Source organism: Burkholderia sp. 4NA327C6, from assembly GCF_005502655.1.
Classification (GTDB): domain Bacteria; phylum Pseudomonadota; class Gammaproteobacteria; order Burkholderiales; family Burkholderiaceae; genus Burkholderia; species Burkholderia contaminans.
The window spans coordinates 24310-47551 of sequence record NZ_SCNZ01000005.1 but is presented as its reverse complement, the minus strand read 5'-3'; the positions used below and the strand labels follow the sequence as shown (position 1 = coordinate 47551).

The window sequence follows — 23242 nt, the reverse complement described above, 5'->3', positions numbered from 1 at the left end:
TCACATCGATACATGACGCATACGGAGTCCTTATGAACAAGCGCTTTCGCGCCGCGGTCGCGGCAAGTCTGATGATCACGGCCGGCATCGGCGGCACGCTGGTCGCACCGCAAGCCGTGCTTGCACAGCAAGCAGCGGCGTCCGCGCCGAGCCAGGCGGCCTCCGGCGGGGCGCCGACCTCCGCCGCGCCGGCTACCGCAAGTGCGGTGCCGCCGCCCGAGCCCGCGACGTCGGCAACAGTCGAGAATCCGTACGGCCTGGGGGCGCTGTGGGCAAACGGCGATTTTGTCGCCCGCTTCGTGCTCGGGCTGCTCGTGGTCATGTCGCTCGGCAGCTGGTACATCATGATCACCAAGTTCGTCGAGCAGGTGCGGGCCAACGGCCGCGCGAAATCCGCCGACGAGCAGGTCTGGAATGCGCCGACGCTGGCCGAGGGTGCCGCCCAGCTCGACGATGCGTCGCCGTTCCGCTTCATCGCCGAGAATGCGATCGAAGCGGGCGAACACCACGACACCGCGCTGCTCGATTCGGTCGACCGCAATACCTGGATCGACCTGAACATCGAGCGTTCGATCACCAGCGTATCGAACCGGCTGCAGGACGGCCTGGCCTTCCTGGGCACGGTGGGTTCCACCGCGCCGTTCGTCGGCCTGTTCGGCACCGTGTGGGGCATTTATCACGCGCTGACCGCCATCGGCATCGCGGGCCAGGCGTCGATCGACAAGGTCGCCGGCCCGGTCGGCGAGGCGCTGATCATGACGGCGATCGGCCTCGCCGTCGCCGTGCCGGCCGTGCTCGGCTACAACTTCCTCGTGCGCCGCAACAAGTCCGTGATGGAGCGCGTGCGCGATTTCGGCGCGCAGCTGCACACGGTATTGCTCGCGGGTGGCCGGCGCGCGGCGGGCAGCGTCGCGACGCCGGCGGCACAGGCGCCGCAGGCGCTGGCGGTTCAGTCGTAAGCGGGGCGCGCCATGGCAATCAGTGTCGGCAGTGACGACAACGACGAGGTCATCTCGGCGATCAACACGACGCCGCTCGTGGACGTGATGCTGGTGTTGCTGATCATCTTCCTGATCACGATCCCGGTGGTGACCCATACGATCCAGGTGCAATTGCCGGCGGAGCGCGTCCAGCCGCTGCAGACGCAGCCGAAAAGCGTCGAGATCGCGGTGAACCGGGAGGGCGACGTTTTCTGGGGCACGGAGCATGTGGACCAGCCGACGCTGGTGGCGCGGCTGAAAGACGTGTCGGCGCAAACGCCGCAGCCGGACGTGCACGTGCGGGGCGATCAGGCCACGCCGTATCAGTACATCGGCAAGGTGGTGACCGCGTGCGAGCGAGCTGGAATCGGCAAGGTCGCCTTCATAACGCAACCGCCCGCACGGGGCGGCTAGGGAGTTCGAACGATGAGCAGGAGTTCAGGTGCCCGCGCGGGCAGGGACGAACCAGACGTGATGGTGGACATCAACACCACGCCGCTGATCGACGTGATGCTGGTGCTGCTGATCATGTTGATCATCACGATCCCGATCCAGATGCATTCGGTGAAGATGAACCTGCCGGTCGGGAACCCGCCGGTTCCGCCACATCCGCCTCAGGTGGTGCAGATCGATGTCGGCGCCGATGGATCTGTCAACTGGAACGGCGTGGCGGTTCGCGGCGGAGCGGGGCTGGATGCGAAGTTCCGCGCAGTCGCGGCCGAAGCCGACCAGGACGAAATCCGCCTGCGCCCGGACAAGGCGGCGCCGTACCGCGCCGTTGCCGAAGTGCTGGCCTCGGCTCAACGCGAAGGGGCGACGAAAATCGGGTTGATCGGTAGCGAACAGTTCACGCAATGAATGGCGCGGCAGGTTCGTCGCGCGCCCGCGCGTCGTTCTTCGGGCCAGCAATGCGTCCCATGCCGCCGCACCGATGAAGGCGACGCGGAAATCGACAGCACGATTACCTTGAAATTCAGTATAACCAATGAAAATGACATCATGAGCGAAACGCAGACAGAGCGAACCAACGGTCGGTCCAGGCGGATTCATCTTGGCGCGACGATCCACGGTCCCGGCGGACATTACGCCGGGTGGCGCCATCCCGACGCCGTTATCGACGCGAGCATCAATCCGGATTTCGCGAAGAACGTGGCCCGCCAGGCCGAGGCGGCAAAGTTCGACTTCGTGTTCGTCGCGGACGGGCTGCATATCAACGCGAAATCGATCCCGCACTTCCTGAATCGTTTCGAGCCGCTCACGCTGCTGTCGGCACTGTCGGCCGTCACCGAGCGGGTGGGGCTGGTGGGAACGCTGTCGACGTCGTACAGCGAGCCGTTCACGGTTGCCCGACAGTTCGCGAGCCTCGATCACCTGAGCCGCGGGCGAGCGGGCTGGAATGTCGTGACGTCGCCGCTCGAAGGCTCCGCACGGAATTTCTCACGCACCGAGCATCCGGAACATGATGAGCGTTACCGGATCGCCGACGAATATCTCGAGGTGACGAAGGGGCTCTGGGATTCATGGGAGGAAGACGCTTTCGTGCGCGACCGCGCGAGCGGGGTGTTCTTCGATCCGGCCAAGCTCCATACGCTCGATCACAAGGGCAAGTATTTCTCGGTCGAGGGGCCGCTGAACGTGGGGCGTACGCCCCAGGCTCGCCCGATCCTGTTTCAGGCCGGTGCGTCCGAAGCCGGCAAGCAGCTCGCGGCCACGCATGCGGACGCGGTTTTCACCCATCACGATACGCTCGCTCAAGCGCGCGAGTTCTATGCGGATCTCAAGCAGCAGGTGATCGAGCAGGGGCGTCAACCTGCCGATCTGAAGATTTTTCAGGGGATCGGCGTGATCGTCGGGCGGACAGCCGAGGACGCGGAGCAGCAATACCAGGAGAGCCTGAAACTGATCACGATCGGCAGCGCGCTCGACCATCTGGGGCGATTTTTCGAACATCACGATTTCGGCCAGTATGCGCTGGACGAGCCGTTTCCCGAGTTGGGCGAACTCGGCAGCAACAGTTTTCGCAGCGGGACTGACGAGATCAAGCGCAATGCGCGCGCGCGGGGACTGACGTTGCGCCAGGTCGCGCTCGAAGCCGCTGCACCGCGGCCGCGTTTCATCGGTACGCCCGAGCATATTGCGGACGGCTTGCAGGAATGGTTCGACGCCGCCGCCGCGGACGGTTTCATCGTCGGCGGCGGTACGCCAAGGGCATTCACCGACTTCGTCGAGCAGGTGGTGCCGATCCTTCGGGAGCGAGGCCTGTTTCGTAGCGAGTACGAAGGCACGACCTTGCGTGATCATCTGGGCGTGCGCTATCCGAGTAATCGCTATTCCACTGCATGATTCGGTGCAAACGCGATTCGGGGCAGCCGGGCGACCAGTCGGCGAACCTGGCGTGTCGTCAACGCCAGTCGTTCGGCTGCACGCAATCGCTTGAGCTTCCCGTCGGCTACGTCCTGAATGACCTTGAATCGGTCCAGTTCGCACATCGTCATCGTGATCCGTTCCGTTGCAGCCATCGCAGCCTCCGGCGCCGGACAACCGGCAGCCGGTCAGCTTACGATGGGTCGAAAAACGGACATCTGAACTTAGCCAGAAGCGGACATTTGAACTTAGCTACTACAAACAAAAATGCGATCATCCGCATTATGTCAAATAAAGAATTGACGTTAAATCTGAGCCGGAATCGCCGCGAACTTTCGAAATGAAAAATGGCGCGTCACCGACGCAACGCCGCGCGATTCGACACAATTAGTCGTTCCGCTGGCGTCACAGGTGACGCGCCTGACGCGTGAAGATTCGCGGCCGCCCGGAGCATGCGGCGGCCGCGGTATCGACGTCGCCTACTTCTTGATCACTGGGACGGAGAGCGCGGTGACGAGCGACGTCACGGGTGCCAGCAGACCGCCCGACGCGCTACCTCCTCCTTGCGTGGAATTGCCGTTCAGCGAAACCGCCAGTGCGGGAACGACGCCGGCCACCGAGCCGGCGGCCGAACCGACCGATTGCACCGCCGCACTGGCGATCGTCGCACCACCGGAGATGAGCGCCCCGGCGGCATTCGTCACACTGCCGACCGCGCCCGCTGCCGTGCCGCCGTTGAGCGCGACGCTCAGTGCCGGAAGCGTTCCGGCGACCGCGCCGGCGGTACCGGTCACCGTGTGCGCGAGCGAGCCCGCCAGGCCCGTGGTGACCGTCGCGAGCGACCCCGCCACACCGGTCGCGCCGGAGAGCGCGCCGGATCCCGAGCCGACGACGTTGCCGGCGCCGCTCGCGGCGGATCCGATCAGCGACGTGACGGTCGACGCGATCGGTGCAATCGCCGCGGTGCCGCTGCCGGCGAGGCTGCTTACCGCGCCGGACGCTGCGCCGATCGCACCGGTGGCTGCGCCGACTGGCAACGCGCCGCTGAGATTGCCGACGATGCTCGTGATCGGCGTGATCAGCGCGCCGCCGTTGCCCGCAACACCGGTGACGGCGTTGACGACGCCAGAGCCGGCGTTGGCGACCGTGCCCACGATGCCACCGAGACCGCTGGTCGCGCCTCCGGCACCGCCCGCTACGCCCGCCAGCGTTCCGACTGCACCTGTTGCCGTGTTCGCTACTGTGCCGACAACGCCGCCGAGGCCGCCAGTTCCGCCGCCGACACCGCCCAGTGCGCCAGTCAGCGTTCCGATCGCACCGGTTGCCGAGTTCGCTACCGTTCCGACGACACCGCCGAGGCCGCCAGTTGGATCGCCAACCCCTCCCAAAGCACCGGTTACCGTACCGACTGCGCCGCTTGCCGCGTTGCCCACTGTCCCGACAACGCTGCCCAGACCGCCAGTCCCACCACCGATGCCACCCAGCGCGCCGGTTACGGTGCCGACCACACCAGTGAGACCACCGGTCGGATCGCCGACACCACCCAGGGCACCCGTAACCGTACCCACTGCGCCGCTTGCCGCATTGCCCACTGTTCCGACGACACCACCGAGACCACCGGTCCCGCCACCACCGACGCCACCCAGTGCGCCAGTCAGCGTTCCGACCGCACCGGTTGCCGTATTCGCTACCGTGCCGACGACCCCACCGAGGCCGCCGGTCCCGCCACCGATGCCACCCAGAGCACCGGTCACCGTTCCGACCACACCACCAAGACCACCAGTCGGATCACCGACACCGCCCAGCGCCCCGGTCAGGGTTCCGACTGCACCTGTTGCCGTATTCGCTACCGTGCCGACGACCCCGCCAAGGCCACCGGTTCCGCCGCCGACACCGCCCAATGCGCCAGTTACCGTACCCACTGCCCCGGTTGCCGCGTTGCCCACCGTTCCGACGACGCCACCGAGACCGCCTGTCCCACCGCCAGCACCGCCGAGCGCACCAGTCAGTGTTCCGATTGCACCCGTCGCCGTGTTCGCCACCGTGCCGACAACACCGCCGAGGCCGCCAGCCCCGCCCCCGATGCCACCCAGCGCACCAGATACCGTGCCAACGACACCACCGAGACCACCAGCCGGATCACCAACACCACCTAAGGCGCCCGTCACCGTTCCGACTGCACTGCCTGCCGCATTGCCCACCGTTCCGACAACACCGCCAAGACCACCTGCCCCGCCACCGCCGACACCGCCCAGTGCGCCGGTCAGGGTTCCGACTGCACCCGTTGCCGTGTTCGCTACCGTACCGACAACGCCACCGAGGCCGCCGGTCCCGCCGCCGATGCCACCCAGAGCAGCGGTCACCGTTCCGACCGCACCTGTTGCCGTATTCGCTACCGTACCGACAACGCCACCGAGGCCGCCGGCCCCGCCACCGACACCGCCCAATGCGCCACTCAGCGTTCCGACCGCACCTGTTGCCGTGTTCGCTACCGTTCCGACGACACCGCCGAGGCCGCCAGTCCCGCCACCGCCAACACCACCCAGAGCCCCAGTCAGTGCCCCGACCGCACCCGTTGCCGTGTTCACTACCGTGCCGACAACGCCGCCGAGGCCGCCAGTCGGATTACCGCCACCGATGCCACCCAGTGCACCGGTTACCGTGCCAATCACACCACCGAGACCGCCGGTCCCGCCGCCACCGCCGACACCACCCAATGAACCTGTCACAGCACCGACCGCGCCAGTCGCCGTATTCGCCACCGTGCCAATCACCCCACCGAGACCGCCGGTCCCGCCACCGATGCCACCCAGTGCACCGGTTACCGTGCCAACGACACCGCCAAGACCACCGGTCGGATCACCAACACCACCCAAAGCGCCCGTCACCGTTCCGACTGCGCCGCTTGCCGCGTTGCCCACCGTTCCGATCACCCCACCGAGGCCGCCAGTCGGATTGCCACCACCGATGCCACCCAGCGCGCCGGTTACCGTGCCTACCACACCACCGAGACCACCGGTCCCACCGCCACCGCCGCCGCCGACACCACCCAACGCCCCCGTCACCGCACCGGCCACCCCTGCGACCGGCTCGAGCAAGCCGTTACCGATATCGATGGTCGCGCTTCCCGTCCCGGTCCCTGCCAGTCCGATCGAGATCCCGCCTGCATTCGGGTTGCCGACTGCCACCACCCCGTTCCCCCATCCCGTCAGGGTGCCGACGAGTTCACCGGGCGCCGGCGATCCGCCTCCGATGATGATGCCGTCGGATTTGCTGACACTTCCCAGCGGGGAAGCCAGTACCCCCGCCTGGGACGCCGTGGCGGCAAAGCTGAACAAAGCCGCGACCGACAAGGCGATGCCCGTCAATTTCACGTTCGTTTTCGTTTTCATGAATACCCTCATTTCGGTTGGACAACCGCGGACAGCTCGAGCGATGACGCGTGGATCCTGTCGCCCGAAGGCGACGCGAATCGTTCGCGGATTGCCCGATACGGCAAAGCGTTGAAACAGGTTCAAACAGGCCGATGCAACGGGATACCGGATACCGCGTGACGCACGTCATGAAAATTGATCTGCATCACGAAACTTCTGCAACGCGAATACAAAAACCAACCACCATCGAACCGTCGTCAACCAATCGGCCGCTCACGACGACTCCATCGCGAGCGGTCGCCACCCCTCCCCTTAGAATTTCCACAACAGATTGCCGTACAGCGCGTGGTCGCTGATGTGGCGGCCGAGCTGGCCGCTATACGACAGGCCGAGCGACAGGTTCTTCGTCACGGCCGCATCGACACCGACCTCGAGCACGGCCGCATCGCGCGCGATCGGCACGCCGACCACGCTGAACGGCGCGCCACCGCTCGCGAACGACAACGTCGAAGCCGGTTGCGTGTTGCCGAACGCATGCCGCCAGCCGATCGTGCCGAAGGTCGTGACCTTGCCCTTCGTCGTGACCGCGACGTCCGTCGAAGCCCGCAGGCCGAGCGTCGAGAACCCGAGGCCCGTCGTGTCGGAATCGCCCTGCAGGGCAGCCGCACCGCCGTTCTCCTTGAAGCCGCCGGTGTGCAGGCTCGCGAACGCGAGCCCGACGAACGGCTCGAGTTGGACGTTGCGAATCGCCGTCGAGTAACCGAGCTCGGTGAACACCTGCGTCGCGTTCGCGTCGTAGCTGGCGGTGTCGTGATCGGAGAAGCCGCCGAACGACGGATTGCGCTCGCCATGCACGCGGTACCACGACTGCGCCACGCCACCGCGCACGTTCCACGCGTCGTATCGGCCGCTCGCGTACAGCGCGATCGTCTCGCCGTTGACCTTCGCCGATTCGTTCTGGTCGGTATTGAGCTGGCTGCGCGACGCACCGCCCGCGATACCGACGCGCCAGTGGCTGCTGACCTCCGCATCCGTCCCGACGATGAAGCCGTACAGGTTGCGATCGATCGAAGCGACGCCGTCGCCGTCGAACCGGCTATGCGAGCCGTACAGACGGCCCCACACCGCGGGCTTGAACGACTTGGCCGGCGTGCAGCCGTTCTCCGCGGCCATGCGCCGGTCGAGCGCCGCCGCGTGATCGTCCGCCGACACCGGCGCCTCGCATCCGCACAGCGCCCCGCCAGGCTGCGAACCGAGCCGCGCGCGATCGAGCACCGCATCGCGCACGTAGCGGCTATCCGACAGCAGCACGCTTCGCGTACTCGGATACAGATCGCCGGCGAGCTGCGTGAACGCGCGGTTCGCGGTAGTCGAATCCGACGTCAGCACCGTATCGAACAGCGGGTTTCCTGCGCCGAGCGTGCCGACCGCGCCCGCCACCGCTTGCCCGTCAGGCGTCGTCGCGACCGACGAGAACGGCGTGCCGTTCGGTGTCAGCGACATCAGCACCTGCGCCGGGTTGTACGTGAGCGTCGGCGTGAGGAACGCATACGTCGAGTTCACCGCACTGAATTGCCCCTGCACGCCCGCGCCGGCATTCACGATCGTGTAGAGCTTGCCCGGCTGGTACTGCCCGGTCGCCGCGACGACCTGCACCGCCCCGCCGTTAAGCGTCGCGGAGCCGGTTACGTCGAGGCCGCCGCTCTGCTGCGGCGTGGCGCCGACCTGCAGCGTCGAGCCCGGCTGGAAGGTCGCGTTGCCCGCGACCTTCAGCGGCTGCCCGAGCTGGAGGACCGACGCGGTGCCGCCGCCCGACACGACCAGGCCGCCGATCGTGCCCGTCCCGGTGACGGTCGCGCCGCTGCCGACGGTCACCGGCGAGCTGGCCAGCGAACCGGTGACGGCGAGCGTGCCGCCGGTCACGTTCGTCGGCCCGGACAGCGTGTTCGTCCCGCTCAGCACCTGCGCGCCCGTGCCGGCCAGCGTCAGCGGGCCGGTACCCGCGAGCGTGCCCGCGAACGAGCTGGTGCCCTCGGTATTGACCGTCAGCGGCGTGCTGCCGAGATTCACGTTCGAGCCCGTCGTACCCGACAGCGTGCCGATCGACTGCGGCGCGCTCGCAGCCGCCAGGTTCAGCGTCGCACCGCTGCCCGCGAGCATCACCGGGCTCGTCGACGCGAGGCTGCCTGAGCCGGCCAGCGCGAGCGTGCTGCCGCTGCCGATCGTCGTGCTGCCGGTGTACGTGTTGGCGCCCGTCAGCGTCTGCGTGCCGCCGCCCTGCACCGCGAAGCCGCCGGTGCCCGCGATCGTGCCGCCGAAGCTGCCGCCCGTCGGACCGGCCACGGTCAGCGTATTGCCGCCGAGATTCACGGTCGAACCGGCGGCGCCCGACAGCGCGCTCGCCGTCTGCGGCGTCCTGGCCGCGCTGACATCGAGCGTCGCGCCGTTGCCGGCCAGCGTCAGTGCGCTACCCGCCGACAGGCCACCGTTGCCGCCGACCGCCAGCGTGCTGCCGTTGCCGATCGTCGTGCCGCCCGTGTACGAACTCGCGCCGCTGAGGGTCGTCGTCGACGGGCCGCTCACCGCGAGGTTGCCGCCGCCCGAGATCGGGCCGCTCAGGCCGAGGTTGTTGGCGCCGCCCACCGTCAGCGTCGAACCCGTGCCGAGGGTCAGGGCGTTGCCGAGCGTCGTGCCGGCCACGCTGGTCCCGAGCGTGCCGCCGTTGCCGCCGACACTCAGCGTGCCGCTGCCGAGGGCGGTCGGGGTGCCGGCGACCAGCGTGCCGCCGCCGGTGACGCTCGTGCCGCCGGTGTAGGTGTTGGCACCCGACAGCGTCGTCGTCGCCGGGCCGGTGACCGACAGATTGCCGTTACCGGAAATCGCGCCGGTCAGGCCGAGGCTGTTCGGGCCGCTTACCGTCAGCGTCGAACCCGTCCCGAGGTTCACCGCGTTGGCGAGCGTCGTGCCCGGCGTGCCGGCTGCCAGCGTGCCGCCCGCGCCGCCGGTGTTCAGCGTGCCGGACCCGAGCGCCGTGTTGCTGCCTGCGACCAGCGTGCCGCCACCGGTCAGGTTCGTGCCGCCCGAATACGTGTTCGAACCGGTCAGCGTCTCGGTGCCCGTGCCGCCCAGTGTCAGGCTGCCGCCCGTGCCGGCGATCGTGCCGCCGTACGTGCCGCTGCCCGCCCCGCCGAGCGTCAGGTTGTTGCCGCCGAGGTTGACCGTCGAACCGGCCACGCCCGACAACCCGGTCGTCGATTGCGGCGTGGTCGCGCCGCTGACGTCGAAGGTTGCGCCCGCACCAGCCAGGTTCAGCGGGCTGCTGCCGGAGAGGCTGCCGCCCGCGCCGATCGCCAGCGTGCCGCTGTTGATCGTCGTCGCACCGGTGTACGTGTTGCTGCCCGTCAGCGTTTCGGTGCCGGTGCCTGACAGCGTCAACCCACCCGTGCCCGCGACGGTGCCGCCGTACGTGCCGTTAGCGGGGCCACCCAGCGTCAGCGTGTTGCTGCCCAGATTCACGGTCGAACCCGACACGCCCGACATTGCGCCCGTGGTCTGCGGCGTCGTCGCGGCGCTCAGGTCCAGCGTGGCGCCCGTACCGGCCAGATCGACCGCACTGCCCGCCGACAGGCTGCCGCCCGCGCCGACCGCCAGCGTGCTGCCGTTGCCGATCGTCGTGCTGCCCGTGTACGAGCTGGCCCCCGTGAGCGTCGTCGTCGACGGGCCGTTCACCGCGAGGTTGCCGCTGCCGCCGATCGCGCCGCCCAGGCCCAGATTGTTCGCACCGCCAACCGTCAGCGTCGAACCCGCGCCGAGATTGATCGCGTTGGTCAGCGTCGTGCCGGCCGCGCTGGTGCCGAGCGAGCCGCCCGCGCCGCTGGTGTTCAACGCACCGGTGCCGAGCGCCGAGCCGTTGCCGGCGAGCAGCGTGCCGCCGCCGGTGAGGTTCGTGCCGCCCGTGTACGTGTTCGTCCCGTTCAGCGTTTCGGTACCGGTGCCCGCCAGCGTCAGGCTGCCGCCCGTGCCGGCGATCGTGCCGCCGTATGTGCCGCTGCCGGAACCGCCGAGCGTCAGCGCATTGCCGCCGAGGTTCACGGTCGAGCCCGACACGCCCGACAACGCACCAGTCGACTGCGGCGTCGTGGCGGCGCTCAGATCGAGCGTCGCCCCGGCACCGGCCAGATCGACCGCGCTGCCGCCCGACAGGCTGCCGCCCGCACCGACCGCGAGCGTGCTGCCGTTGCCGATCGTCGTGCTGCCGGTGTACGAGCTGGCCCCCGTGAGCGTCGTCGTCGACGGACCGCTCACCGCCAGATTACCGCTGCCCGAGATCCCTCCACCGAGGCCCAGATTGTTCGCACCGCCAACCGTCAGCGTCGAACCCGCACCGAGATTCACCGCGTTGCCCAGCGTCGTGCCGGCCACGCTGGTGCCGAGCGTGCCGCCTGCGCCGCTGGTGTTCAACGCTCCGGAGCCGAACGCCGAGCCGTTGCCGGCGATCAGCGTGCCGCCGCCCGTCAGGCTCGTGCCGCCCGTGTACGTGTTCGTCCCGTTCAGCGTTTCGGTGCCCGTGCCCGCCAGTGTCAGGCTGCCGCCCGTGCCGGCGATCGTGCCGCCATACGTGCCGCTACCCGTGCCGCCGAGCGTCAGGTTGTTGCCGCCGAGATTCACCGTCGAACCGGCGACGCCCGACAGCGTGCCCGTCGTCTGCGGCGTGGTCGCGCCGCTCAGGTCGAAGGTTGCGCCCGCACCCGTCAGGCTCACCGGCGTCGTCCCCGACAGGCTGCCGCCCGCGCCGATCGCCAGCGTGCCGCTGTTGATCGTCGTCGCCCCCGTGTAGGAATTCGCGCCCGTCAGCGTTTCGGTGCCCGTGCCGTTCATCGTCACGCCGCCGGTGCCGGCGATGTTGCCCGCATAGGTGCCGCTGCTCGTGCCGCCGAGCGTCAGGTTGTTGTTGCCCAGGTTCACCGTCGAGCCGGCCACGCCCGAGATCGCGCCGGTCGATTGCGGCGACGACGCACCGCTCAGGTCGAGCGTCGCGCCGGACGCGGTCAGGCTGACCGGGCTGCTCGACGACAGGCTGCCGTTGCCGCTGATCGCCAGCGTGCCGCTGTTGATCGTCGTCGCGCCGGTGTACGTGTTGTTGCCCGTCAGCGTTTCCGTGCCGGTGCCCGACAGCGTCAACCCGCCCGTGCCGCCGATCACGCCGCCGTACGTGCCGCTGCCTGCGCCGCCGAGCGTGAGCGTATTGCCGCCGAGGTTGACGTTCGTGCCCGCGCCGCCGGACAGCGCGCCCGTCGTCTGTGCGGAGGTGGCCCCGCTCAGGTCGAGCGTGGCGCCGGTGCCGGCGAGGTCGATCGCGCTGCCGCCCGACAGGCTGCCGCCCGCACCGACCGCCAGCGTGCTGCCGTTGCCGATCGTCGTGCTGCCGGTGTATGAGCTGGCCCCCGTGAGCGTCGTCGTCGACGGGCCGCTCACCGCGAGGTTGCCGCCACCCGAGATCCCGCCGCCGAGGCCCAGATTGTTCGTGCCGCCCACCGTCAGCGTCGAACCCGCGCCGAGATTCACCGCGTTGCCGAGCGTCGTGCCAGGCGTGCTCGCGGCCAGCGTGCCGCCTGCGCCGCTCGTGTTCAACGTGCCGGTGCCGAGCGCCGAGCCGCTGCCCGCGATCAACGTGCCGCCGCCGCTCAGGGTCGTGCCGCCCGTGTACGTGTTGTTGCCCGTCAGCGTTTCGGTACCGGTGCCCGACAACGTGAGGCTGCCGCCCGCGCCGGCGATCGTACCGCCGTACGTGCCGCTACCCGTGCCGCCGAGCGTCAGGTTATTGCCGCCGAGGTTCACCGTCGAACCGGCCACGCCCGACAGCGTGCCCGTCGTCTGCGGCGTGGTCGCGCCGCTGACGTCGAAGGTGGCGCCTGCGCCGGCCAGATTCACCGGGCTGCTGGCGGACAGGCTGCCGCCCGCGCCGATCGCCAGCGTGCCGCTGTTGATCGTCGTCGCGCCGGTGTACGTGTTCGCGCCGGTCAGCGTCTCCGTGCCGGTGCCTGCCATCGTCAGCCCGCCGGTACCGCCGATCGTCCCGGCATAGCTGCCGTTGCCCGTGCCGGCGAGCGTCAGCGTGTTGCCGCCGAGATTCACGTTCGTGCCCGCCACGCCGGACAGCATCCCGCTCGTTTGCGGCGTGGTCGCCGCGCTGATGTCGAGCTTTGCGCCCGTGCCGGCGAGGTCGAGCGCGCTGCCCACCGACAGGCTGCCGCCCGCGCCGACCGCCAGCGTGCTGCCGCCGCCGATCGTCGTGTTGCCGGTATAGGTGTTCACGCCCGTGAGCGTGGTCGTCGACGGGCCGCTCACCGACAGGCCGCCGCTGCCCGAGATCCCGCCGCCCAGCCCGATATCGTTCGCCCCACCAACCGTCAGCGTCGATCCCGCACCGAGATTCACCGTATTGCCGAGCACCGTGCCGCCGACGCTCGTGCCGAGCGAGCCGCCCGCGCCCGTCACGTTCAACGCGCCCGTGCCGAGCGCCGAGCCGTTGCCGGCGATGAGGCCGCCGCCGCTCAGCGTCGTGCCGCCGGTGAACGTATTCGCGCCGAGCAGCGTGGTCGTGCCGGTGCCGGTTTGCGCAAGACTGCCGCCGCCGGCGATCGCGCCGCCCAGGCTCAGATCGGCGGCGCCGTTCAGGCCGAGCGTCGCGCCCGCGCCGAGGTTGACGGCGTTGCCGAGCACCGTACCGGCGACGTTCGTCGCCAGCGTGCCGCCCGTGCCGGCGACGGTCAGCGCGCCCGAGCCGAGCGCCGCGCCGTTGCCGGCGATCAGCCCGCCGCCGCTCAGCGTGGTGCCGCCCGAGAACGTGTTCGCCCCGAGCAGCGTGGTCGTGCCGGTGCCGGTTTGCGCGAGGCTGCCGTTGCCGGCGATCGTGCCGCTCAGGCCGAGATCGTTCGTACCGTTGAATCCCAGCGTGACGCCGGTACCGAGATTGACCGCGTTGCCGAGCGTCACGCCCGGCACGCTCGCGCCGAGCGAAGCCGAGCCGTTGACGTCGAGTGCGCCGAGGCCGAGCGCCGCGCCGCTGCCGACGAGCAGGCTGCCGCCCGTCAGCGCCGTGCCGCCCGCATACGTGTTGTTGCCGGTGAGCGCCTGCGAGCCGGTGCCGGAAAGCGTCAGCCCGCCCGCACCGCCGATGTTGCCGGCGAAGACGCCGTTGCCGCTACCGGCCAGCGTCAGGTTGTTCGCGCCGAGATCGATCGCCGAACCCGCGACACCCGACAGCGTGCCGATCGACTGCGGCGTGGTCGCGCCGGCGATGCTGAATTGCGCGCTCGCGCCCGTCAGGTTGACGGGGCTCGACGCGGCGAGGCTGCCGCCCGCACCGATCGCCAGCGTGCCGCTGCCGATCGTGGTGCCGCCGGTGAACGTCTCGGCCGCGGTGAGCGTCGTCGTGCCCGGGCCGTTCACGGAGAGGCCGCCTGCACCGGAAATGATCCCGCCCAGCCCGAGATCGTTCGTACCGCCAACCGTCAGCGCCGCGCCTGCGCCGAGCTGGATCGCGTTGCCGAGCACCGTGCCGCCGACGGTCGTGCCGAGCGAGCCCCCCGCGCCCGTCACGTTCAGCGCACCCGTGCCCAGTGCGGCGCCGTTGCCGGCGAGGATGCCGCCGCCGCTCAGCGTCGTGCCGCCCGAGAATGTGTTCGCACCGGTCAGCGTCGTGATGCCCGAGCCGATTTGCGCGAGAGCGCCGGTACCCGCGATCACGCCGTTCAGGCCGAGATCGTTCGCGCCAGTCAGCGCGAGCGTCGCGCCCGTGCCGAGGTTGACCGCGTTGCCCAACGCGGTGCCGCTCACGCTCGCGCCGAGTGCGCCGCCCGCGCCCGCGACGTTCAGCGCGCCGCTGCCCAGCGCCGTGTTGCTGCCGGCCAGCAGCGTCCCGGCGCTGAGCGTCGTGCCGCCGCCGAAGGTGTTCGCGCCGGACAGCGTCGTCGTGCCGGTGCCGCTCAGCACGAGGCCGCCGCTGCCGCCGATCGTGCCGCTCAGGCCAAGGTTGTTCGCGCCATTCAGCGTCAGCGAGGCGCCGTTCAGGTTGATGCCGTTCGCGAGGGCCGCGCCCGCGGCCAGATCCGCGCTCAGCGAACCGCCGAGGCCGCTCACGTTCAACGCGCCGCCCACGCCGAGCGCCGTGCCGCCTTCGACGATCAGGCTGCCGCCGCCCGTCAGGTTCGCGCCGCCGGTGAACGTGTTCGCGCCGGACAGCGTCGTGGCGCCGGTGCCGCCGAGCGCCAGGCCGCCCGCGCCCGAGATCGTGCCGTTCAGGCCGAGATCGGCCGCGCCGTTCAGGCCGAGTGTGGCGCCCGCCCCCAGGTTGACCGCGTTGCCGAGCACGGTGCCGCCGACGTTGGTCGCAAGCGTGCCCCCGATGCCGGTCACGTTCAGCGCGCCCGTGCCTAGTGCCGCGCCGTTGCCGGCGATGAGGCCGCCGCCGCTCAGCACCGTGCCGCCCGTGAACGTATTCGCACCGAGCAGCGTCGTCGTGCCGCTGCCGGTTTGCGCCAGGTGGCCGCCCCCGCCTATCACACCGCCGAGGCCCAGGTCGGCCGTGCCGTTCAGGCCGAGCGTCGCGCCTGCGCCCAGATTCACCGCATTGCCGAGCACGGTGCCGCCGACGTTCGTCGCGAGCGTGCCGCCCGTGCCGGACACGTTCAGCGAGCCCGTGCCGAGCGCCGCGCCATTGCCGACGATCAACCCGCCGCCGCTCAGCGCCGTGCCGCCCGAGAACGTGTTCGCGCCGAGCAGCGTCGTCGTGCCCGTGCCGCTTTGCGCGAGGCCGCCGTTTCCGGCGATCGTGCCGCCGAGGCTCAGGCCGGCCGCACCGTTCAGGCCCAGCGTGGCGCCTGCATCGAGATTCACTGCATTGCCGAGCAGCGTACCGCCCACGTTCGTCGCCAGCGAGCCGCCCGCGCCGGTCACGTGCAGCTCGCCGGCGCCGAGCGCCGCGCCGTTGCCGGCGATCAGCCCGCCACCACTGAGCGCCGTCCCGCCCGTGAAGGTGTTCACGCCGAGCAGCGTCGTCGTGCCCGTGCCGGTTTGCGCGAGACCGCCGTTACCTGCGATCGTGCCGCCCAGACCGAGGTTGGCCGACCCGTTCAAGCCCAGCGTCACGCCCGCGCCGAGATTGACCGCATTGCCGAGCACCGTGCCGCCGATGCTCGTGCCGAGCGTGCCGCCCGCGCCCGTCACGTTCAGCGCGCCGCCGCCGAGCGCCCCGCTCGTGCCCACGAGCAGTCCGCCGCCGCCCGTCAGATTCGTTCCGCCCGTGAATGAATTGACGCCGTTCAGCGCCAGCGTGCCGGTGCCGCTCACGTTCAGCGCGCCACCGCCGCCGATCGCGCCCGACAGCGCGAGCCCGTTCGCGCCGTCGACCGTCAGGCCGCCGGTCAACGTCACGTTGTTGAGCAGATTGATGCCGGCCGCGCCGGCTTCCAGCGTGCCGCCGCCGCCGACGATCGTGCCGGTGCCCAGCGCACCCGCGCCGTGGACGATCGCGGTGCCGCCGGTCAGCGATGCGTTCGTTGCGGTCGATGCGCCGGTGATGTCCCACGTGCCGCCCTGCACGGCGAGGTTGTTGAAATTGCCGAACGTATCGACCGCGATGGCGCCGTTCGTCGCGCCGCCGGTGGCCGTGTTCAGTTGCAGGTTCAGCGTGTTGTTGCCGCCCAGCCCCGCATCGACGCCGAGCCCGACTGACGACCCGGTCAGCGCATTGAACGTGTTGGACGTGCCGACGGCCGCGCCCAGCGACACGTTGCCCGTGACGGCGCCGGCGTTGGTGAACGTGTTCCCGGCGCCCGGCGTCCCGCTGGGCGCGAGCGCCACCGAACCGTTGATCACGCCGCCGCTCGCGTTGGTGAAGTTGGCCTGTGCGCCACCCGACGTGGTGACGACCTGCGCGGCGGGCCCCGCGCCGAAGCCCAGCAGGCCGGTCGTGCCGATCGTGCCGGCATTGGTGATGTTCGTCGTGCCGCCGATGCCGTTGTATACGGTCAATGCCGGCCCGTTGAGCAGCGAGCTCGTCGAACCCATCATCACGCCCGAGCTGGCGTTCGTGACGTTGACGATGCTCGCCGACGCGCTATTGCCGACCACCGTGCCGTTCGACACGATGCTCAACCCGGACAACGCGGGGTCGATCCTGCCGTTGTTGATCAGCGTGACGCCGCTGCCCGTCAGCGACAGCGCCGTGCCGCCGAGCAACGGCACCACGGAAACGGTCGCGCCGGGCTGGACGGTCAGGTTGAGATTGTTCGTGCCGTTCGAATAGGACGTGCTGGCTCCGGTACAACTGACGGTCGTCGTTCCGGTGCAGGCAGCCAGTGCGTCGACGGGGACGATCCCGGCGCCGACCAGCGCGACCAGCATGCCGGTCGGGACAAGGAATGCCGGACGTGCTTTCGCGCGTTTTTTGTTCGAGCCCATGCGCATACGCATAATCACACCTTCCCATAAAGAGAATCGAAGCCGCCGAAACTCCCTTTCGCGCATCGGAATGCCGAAGGAAAATACCGGAATGCGTTATTCGATATTTTTTGGAAAATATCTTCCCGTCACCAAACACGAGTGGATGGCTGAATTGGCAACAAACGAGAATTAATCAACGAGAATTATTTAATTGGCATTTTTTACTTTTGAACCCCCTGCCCGGTAATTTTTCCCATTTTCATTTGGAGGCGGCTGTGTCGGACGATTCGAAATTACCGTCCGGCGACCCATGCCCGCCCGTGTCTCGATGTCTCCGTCCCGAACGACCGCCCGTCCCGTTGCTCCAGACGGGACGGGGATGACCGCCCGGTAAACGAACAGGCCAATCATCCGGTCAACCCGGTGAGGTACAGATTTCCGGGATATTGAATCTTCGGTTTCTGTTATCCGATTTGCACGCCTTCCGCATTGATCGCGAGTGAAATATAGGCTCGACTGGCAAACGTTTGCCACGGGTCGGCAAAGATCTTGTCAAAACTCAACAATCTTTCAAAAAGATTCGATGATTTGTACGGAAAACGTAAATTTTATATTTTAATCTTCGACCGAAAATCATTAAGAAAGGCAAAAAAATCGAATTTGCAGATGCTGGGTTTTTCTCGAATCTGCTTTAATTGATTCACGTCCGCCGCATTACGCTTTGGCCTCGCGAACCATGACGAGGTGTCCAATGGAGAACTTCACGATGGTGACGTTGAACATCAACAACCGGCCGGCCGAGATCGACGCCGATCCCTCGACACCGGTGCTCTGGGTGCTGCGCGACAACCTCGGGCTGACCGGCACCAAGTTCGGATGCGGCACCGGCGACTGCGGCGCCTGCACCGTTCATGTCGACGGCCGGCCGGCCCGAAGCTGCACGCTGGCGCTGTCGGCAGTGGGGAGCGCGCACATCACGACGTCCGAACATCTCGCCGACGATGCGGTCGGCAAGGCCGTCCTCGACGCCTGGATCCGGCACGACGTCGCGCAATGCGGTTACTGCCAGAGCGGCCAGATGATGAGCGCAGCCGGCCTGCTGCACGGCAACAAGGCGCCGACCGACGCCGACATCGATCGCGCGATGGCCGGCAACCTGTGCCGTTGCGCGACCTACCAGCGCATCCGCGCCGCGATTCACGATGCGGCCGGCGCGCTTGCCTGAGCCTGCCGGGAGACATTGACCATGCGTATTCGCACAGCCGGGCGCCCGGCGAGCACCGACGCCTCACCGGTCGCCGGAACAGGTTCTCCGAAGCTCGGCCGGCGTGGCTTCCTGAAGCTCACGATGGCGGCGAGCGGCTGCCTTGCGCTGGGCATCGCGCCGACCCGGGCCACGGCCGAAGCCGGCAAAGCATTTCAGGCTTCGCCTCCGCAAGCATTCCTGATCATCGCGCCGGACAACACCGTGACCGTTGCCGTCAACCGGACGGAGTCCGGCCAGGGCGTCAGCACCGCGCTGCCGATGGCGCTGGCCGACGAACTCGATGCCGACTGGCGCAACGTGCGCACCGTGCTCGCGCCGGCCGGCGAGCCTTACAAGGATCCGGTGACGGGCATCCAGATGACGGCCGGTTCGACGTCGGTCAATCACTCGTTCGCGCAATACCGCGAACTCGGCGCATCCGCCCGCGCGATGCTCGTCGCGGCGGCCGCGCAGCGCTGGAACGTCGATCCCGCCACGTGCCGGACGGCGAACGGTGTCGTGACCTCCGGCAACTACCGCGCGACCTACGGCGAACTCGCACCGGCCGCGATGGCGATGCCGGTGCCGCAGCAGGTGTCGTTGAAGTCGCCGGACCAGTTCCGCATCATCGGCAAGCCGACGCCGCGCATCGACGCGCGCGGAATGCTCGACGGCACGCTCAAGTACGGGATGGACTGGCGCCTGCCGGACACGATGGTGGCCGTGGTCGCGCGCCCGCCGCGCTTCGGCGGCAAGGTCGCGAGCTACGACGCGGCGGCGGCCCGTGCCGTCAAGGGCGTGGTCGAGGTCGTCGAGATCCCGACCGATCGCGGCGGCACCGGCGTGGCCGTGATCGCGAACGGCTACTGGCCGGCCAAGCTCGGCCGCGACGCGCTGAAGATCACGTGGAAGGATGCCGGCTCGACCGTCACGTCATCCGAACAGATGCAGGCGTACAAGCAGCTCGCCGGCACGCCGGGGACCGTCGTGCGCACGGCCGACGCCGGCAGCGCGCCGCCGGCGGCCACGCGCATTCGGCAGGATTACGAATTTCCGTATCTCGCGCATGCGGCGATGGAGCCGCTCAGCTGCACGGTCGACGTCGGGCCGGCGAGCTGCGCGTGCGGGATCAAGATCTGGGGCGGCTCGTCGCTGCAGACGACCGACCGCGCGGCGGTCGCGAAGGCGCTCGGCGTCGCCCCGGAGAAAGTCCAGATCTTCACGCTGACCACGGGCGGCGACTATGGCCGGCGCTCGACGCCGACGTCGGACTACGTGGTCGAAGCCGCCCACGTGTCCGCCGCGTACCTCGCGGCCGGCCATCTCGGCCCCGTCAAGACGATCTGGACGCGCGAGGACGATCTGCGCGGCGGCTATTACCGCCCGATGGTGCTGCATCGCGTCGACATCGGCGTGGACGGCAGCGGCGCCGTGCGCGACTGGCAGCACGTGGTCGTCGGCCAGTCTGTGCTGAAGGGCTCGCCGCTCGAGCGCACGACGATGCTCAAGCGCGGCACCGATCCGAGCCTGACCGAAGGCGTGACGAACAGCCCGTACGGCTTCCCGATGCAGGTATCGGTTCATCAGACCGAGGCCGACGTACCGGTCCAGACGTGGCGCTCGGGCGGCAACTCGCATACGGCGTTCGTGATGGAGACGCTGGTCGACGAGCTCGCGCACTCGGCGCGGCAGGATCCGGTCGCCTACCGGATGGCGCGGCTGGCCGGCCCCGAGCACGCCGCGCATCGGCAGGCGCTCGCGCTGGCCGTCGACAAGTCCGGCTACGGCGCGCGCACGCTGCCGGCCGGCCACGCGTGGGGCGTCGCGATGCACGAAACGGCCGGCTCGGTCGTCGCGTACGTGACGGAAGTGTCGATCGAAGCGCAACAACCGCGCGTGCATCGCGTGACGGCCGGCGTGTATGCGGGCCGCATCGTCAACCCGACCGGCGCGCAAGCGCAGATCCAGGGCGGCGCGCTGTTCGGTCTCGCGACGACGAAGCCGGGCTTCGCGATCGACGTCGACCATGGCGCGGTCCGCAACGCCGGTTTCGCCGACTATTCGCCGATACGCATGCAGGAAGCGCCGCCGGTGGATGTCTTCTTCGTGCCGTCGGACGCCCAGCCGACCGGGTTGAGCGACGCCGGCGTGCCGCCGATCGCGCCGGCGGTGGCCAACGGTGCGTTCGTGCTGACCGGCGAGCGGGTGCATGCGTTGCCGTTCGCCCCGATGCTGGTCGCATCGACCGCCCCCGTGATGCCGTCGGCCCCCGCGGCGTCGGCCGACGAGGATCCGTACGGCGACCTGCCGGCCGGCGGCTGCCGGCTGCCGCACAAGGTCAAGCCGGCCGCGTTGAAGCCGAGGGCCGACCAAAGCCAGGCGGGCGTCGGCCAGGCGCCCGCGGTACCGAAATTCCTGCGGCCCAAGCGGCGCGCCGGGATTCCTTGTATCGAGGATCTGAAGAAAGGCTCGGTGTGACGTAGACGGTCCGGCAAGCGCCCGCGCCTGGCCCGCTCCACCGGGCCGGGCCGGCGGCCGCATGACCCTCGACACATCGCCGGCGAGCGTGCAGCTCGAGATATGCGTTGATCAGTGAATCGCGCACTCAACGTGCAAGGTGAACCTCGCTCCGCTTGCGGCTACCGGCGCGCAGTCAACCCCGATCTCGAGGCGAGAGCGACATGCGCATTCCGAATCGAGTATCACTCGCTTCAGTCAGTGGCTTATCCGTTTTCCCAATGAAATGCCGTGAATTTAGTCGAAAAGACCGATCAGCAGCCTGTCATATGAATCGATTTGATTTGAATTTGTCGATAGAAATCCACCGATGAATTCACGCTGCCGGTTCTTGTAATCAACCCATTTTTCATCGTGCGAATCGATTGCCTGACCGAGTTGCAACGCACCCTCCTCCGCATCCTGTTCGTTATAAAAATAACCAAGCTCACGGCAGAGGTATGCGTTATGAATCAATGCATACCCGTTCCAGCAAACATCGAAATAGAAGTAATTCAGTGCGAGCCCTGATTGATGGGATATTACGATGTCGGTGAATTCGGAAAGAAATTGAGGGGTGTTGTAATAGCCGACAAAGCTTATTTTCGAATCTCGCACCAGGTCGAGGTGGTGCGCGATACCGATGAATTCGGGGCTGCTTTTTGCAAGATGCTCGGTGTTCGTCGCGTGCACATAAGCTATCTTTTCGCCAAATTTTCGATAGCCCAGTTCTGCGATCAAGAGCGGATAGAGGCAGAACTTCGTCACGTCGATATTCGGCTCCATGATGGAGAGGCGCTTCGGCTGCCCGGTTGGACGATACTCCCCGCGATGCGGGAGTGCTGCCGACCGCTCTTCGACGCACATCGGGTCCCAGACGAACGGGACTTCACGAACCGGCTGGCGCCGTAATACGCTGAAGTAGCTCGCGCTGGTATCGACAACTTGCGGGATGATCCACACCTGATCATAACGCTGGTTGATGAATACCGTTTCCGCATGGCGTCTGCCGAAAATCATCGCCTGCATCATGTGCACGTATTCCGGCCCGCAGCAGTAACTCACGACTTTTGTACCGCGTGCCTGCAGATACGCGGTTTGCTGCTGGTCAATTTGTCCCCCGAGTTCGATCAGCACATCGAGCGAGTCTTTCGCATCGTCGAACGAGCGGATCGGATACTGCGTGGTATCCCACGGAAGTTCCGACGTGATCCTGACGTTCGTGGTATTGACGAGGGTTACCTGATGGCCCAGCGGCGAGTGTTGAAAGAGCTTCATCAGATACAAGGCATTCTGCTTGATGCCGTTGACCCAGAGACTCTCCGCCGCGTGGTGAAGGCCAATTGTGATACCGATGCTGAGCGAGCGTGCCAAACTCATGGGAGGTTCTCCAGGGTGCCCATCCGAAAAGGAGTTAGATCATAGCGCTGCACTCGTCCCGGGCTGTCAAGAACTGTCAAAATATGACAGGCGGCTCGGCACGGTTGACCCTGCTTCCTCGGGCCGCGACCGTTGGCGCCATCAATCCGCGCGTACGCCGGATCGGCGAACGTGCGAGATCCACACCGCGATAGCCTCGTACGGATCATATTTCGTGCCGGAACGGCAATGCCCTGCAGCCAGGTCGATCACGCAGCCTCCACGCGCGCCAACCTCGACAAGGTGCCCGATTTCATCACGGCGCGATATCCCGACGCAGCATGAAAACACGCGCCTACCCGGGACGTTTGTTAAATAGCTTGAGCGACCGCCAACGTGCGAATGATTTGCCGTACTATCCGCCCGTCATCCTGGCTGATGTCGAATGCGGTCGAGCGACCTTGGGCAATGGCCACGGTTTTTTCAACTTCGGGAGCTCGAGCCGGGCGCCGATTTCATTTGAATGCCAGGACCGATCATGTTCCAGTCCCCCGGAGATTCATTCGTCAACGGTTCGTTGCTGGGCTTGTGCGTCGAGGTTCCGCTTGCCGCGATCGTTTCGCTGGCGATGCACGGCGTCGACTGGAACGGGCCGCGCATCGCGATGCTCATCGCCACGCCGGTGCTGATCGCGTGCGTCACCCTGCTGACGCGCCCCGTCGCATTCAGCACGGTATGGAAGCACAAACGCTCGCCGTTCGTGCTCGACGACAATGTGCGCGCATCGATTTACGGCCGGCTGTGCGGGATTGCGATCGGCGTCGTGTTCGGCATCATGGTCGCGACGACGTTCGCCTGATCCGGTCGACCGGATCTCGTGACGAGACTCACTGCAGGCGTGATGCCGGGTTCGCGCGCGGTGAACAGCGCCTTCGAGAGCACGTGTTCATCCGCATCCCCCACTCACTCGGGCGCCT

General features: G+C 67.9%; 10 protein-coding genes and 1 pseudogene. 7 read left to right on the top strand and 4 right to left on the bottom strand.

Translation table 11 applies throughout. The annotated features are described in order from the left end of the window. The first annotated feature begins 32 nt into the window (after positions 1 to 32). From FFS49_RS06815 to FFS49_RS06800, 4 genes are all read left to right on the top strand, one after another. Complete coding sequence (locus tag FFS49_RS06815) at positions 33 to 959, top strand: MotA/TolQ/ExbB proton channel family protein (RefSeq protein ID WP_039371793.1); 927 nt, start codon at positions 33 to 35, stop codon at positions 957 to 959. 12 nt (positions 960 to 971) lie between these two features. After that, the gene (locus FFS49_RS06810; RefSeq protein ID WP_039371790.1) at positions 972 to 1394 is read left to right on the top strand and encodes a biopolymer transporter ExbD; all 423 of its coding nucleotides are present in this window, start codon (positions 972 to 974) and stop codon (positions 1392 to 1394) included. A gap of 12 nt (positions 1395 to 1406) precedes the next feature. Further along, positions 1407 to 1838, top strand: a complete 432-nt coding sequence (locus FFS49_RS06805; RefSeq protein WP_105817013.1) for a biopolymer transporter ExbD — start codon at positions 1407 to 1409, stop codon at positions 1836 to 1838. Positions 1839 to 1979: 141 nt separating this feature from the next. Further along, positions 1980 to 3323: an LLM class flavin-dependent oxidoreductase gene (locus tag FFS49_RS06800; protein WP_105817012.1), complete on the top strand. Its 1344-nt coding sequence runs from the start codon at positions 1980 to 1982 to the stop codon at positions 3321 to 3323. Between the two features lie 23 nt (positions 3324 to 3346). On the opposite strand, the pseudogene FFS49_RS06795 reads toward FFS49_RS06800, so the two are convergent. From FFS49_RS06795 to FFS49_RS06785, 3 genes and pseudogenes are all read right to left on the bottom strand, one after another. Then, a pseudogene (locus FFS49_RS06795) lies at positions 3347 to 3499 on the bottom strand (ISNCY family transposase); the annotation flags it as partial. A gap of 324 nt (positions 3500 to 3823) precedes the next feature. Continuing rightward, a complete protein-coding gene (locus FFS49_RS42895; RefSeq protein WP_105817153.1) occupies positions 3824 to 6736 on the bottom strand; it encodes a hypothetical protein in 2913 nt (970 codons plus the stop codon). 294 nt (positions 6737 to 7030) lie between these two features. Then, positions 7031 to 17194 carry an autotransporter-associated beta strand repeat-containing protein gene (locus tag FFS49_RS06785; protein ID WP_137950999.1) on the bottom strand — a complete coding sequence of 3388 codons (10164 nt, stop codon included), beginning with the start codon at positions 17192 to 17194 and terminating at the stop codon, positions 7031 to 7033. Positions 17195 to 17930: 736 nt separating this feature from the next. On the opposite strand from FFS49_RS06785, the gene FFS49_RS06780 reads away from it, so the two are divergent. Continuing rightward, the gene (locus tag FFS49_RS06780; protein WP_105817152.1) at positions 17931 to 18389 is read left to right on the top strand and encodes a (2Fe-2S)-binding protein; all 459 of its coding nucleotides are present in this window, start codon (positions 17931 to 17933) and stop codon (positions 18387 to 18389) included. Positions 18390 to 18410: 21 nt separating this feature from the next. Continuing rightward, positions 18411 to 20888, top strand: coding sequence for a xanthine dehydrogenase family protein molybdopterin-binding subunit (locus FFS49_RS06775; RefSeq protein WP_105817010.1), 2478 nt, complete (start codon positions 18411 to 18413; stop codon positions 20886 to 20888). Positions 20889 to 21164: 276 nt separating this feature from the next. Here the strand turns inward: FFS49_RS06775 and FFS49_RS06770 are convergent, their stop codons facing one another. Next, on the bottom strand, positions 21165 to 22286 hold the full coding sequence (locus FFS49_RS06770; protein WP_105817009.1) for a DUF2827 domain-containing protein: 1122 nt from the start codon (positions 22284 to 22286) through the stop codon (positions 21165 to 21167). Between the two features lie 517 nt (positions 22287 to 22803). On the opposite strand from FFS49_RS06770, the gene FFS49_RS06765 reads away from it, so the two are divergent. Beyond that, on the top strand, positions 22804 to 23124 hold the full coding sequence (locus tag FFS49_RS06765; RefSeq protein ID WP_039371720.1) for a hypothetical protein: 321 nt from the start codon (positions 22804 to 22806) through the stop codon (positions 23122 to 23124). Positions 23125 to 23242: the final 118 nt, after the last annotated feature.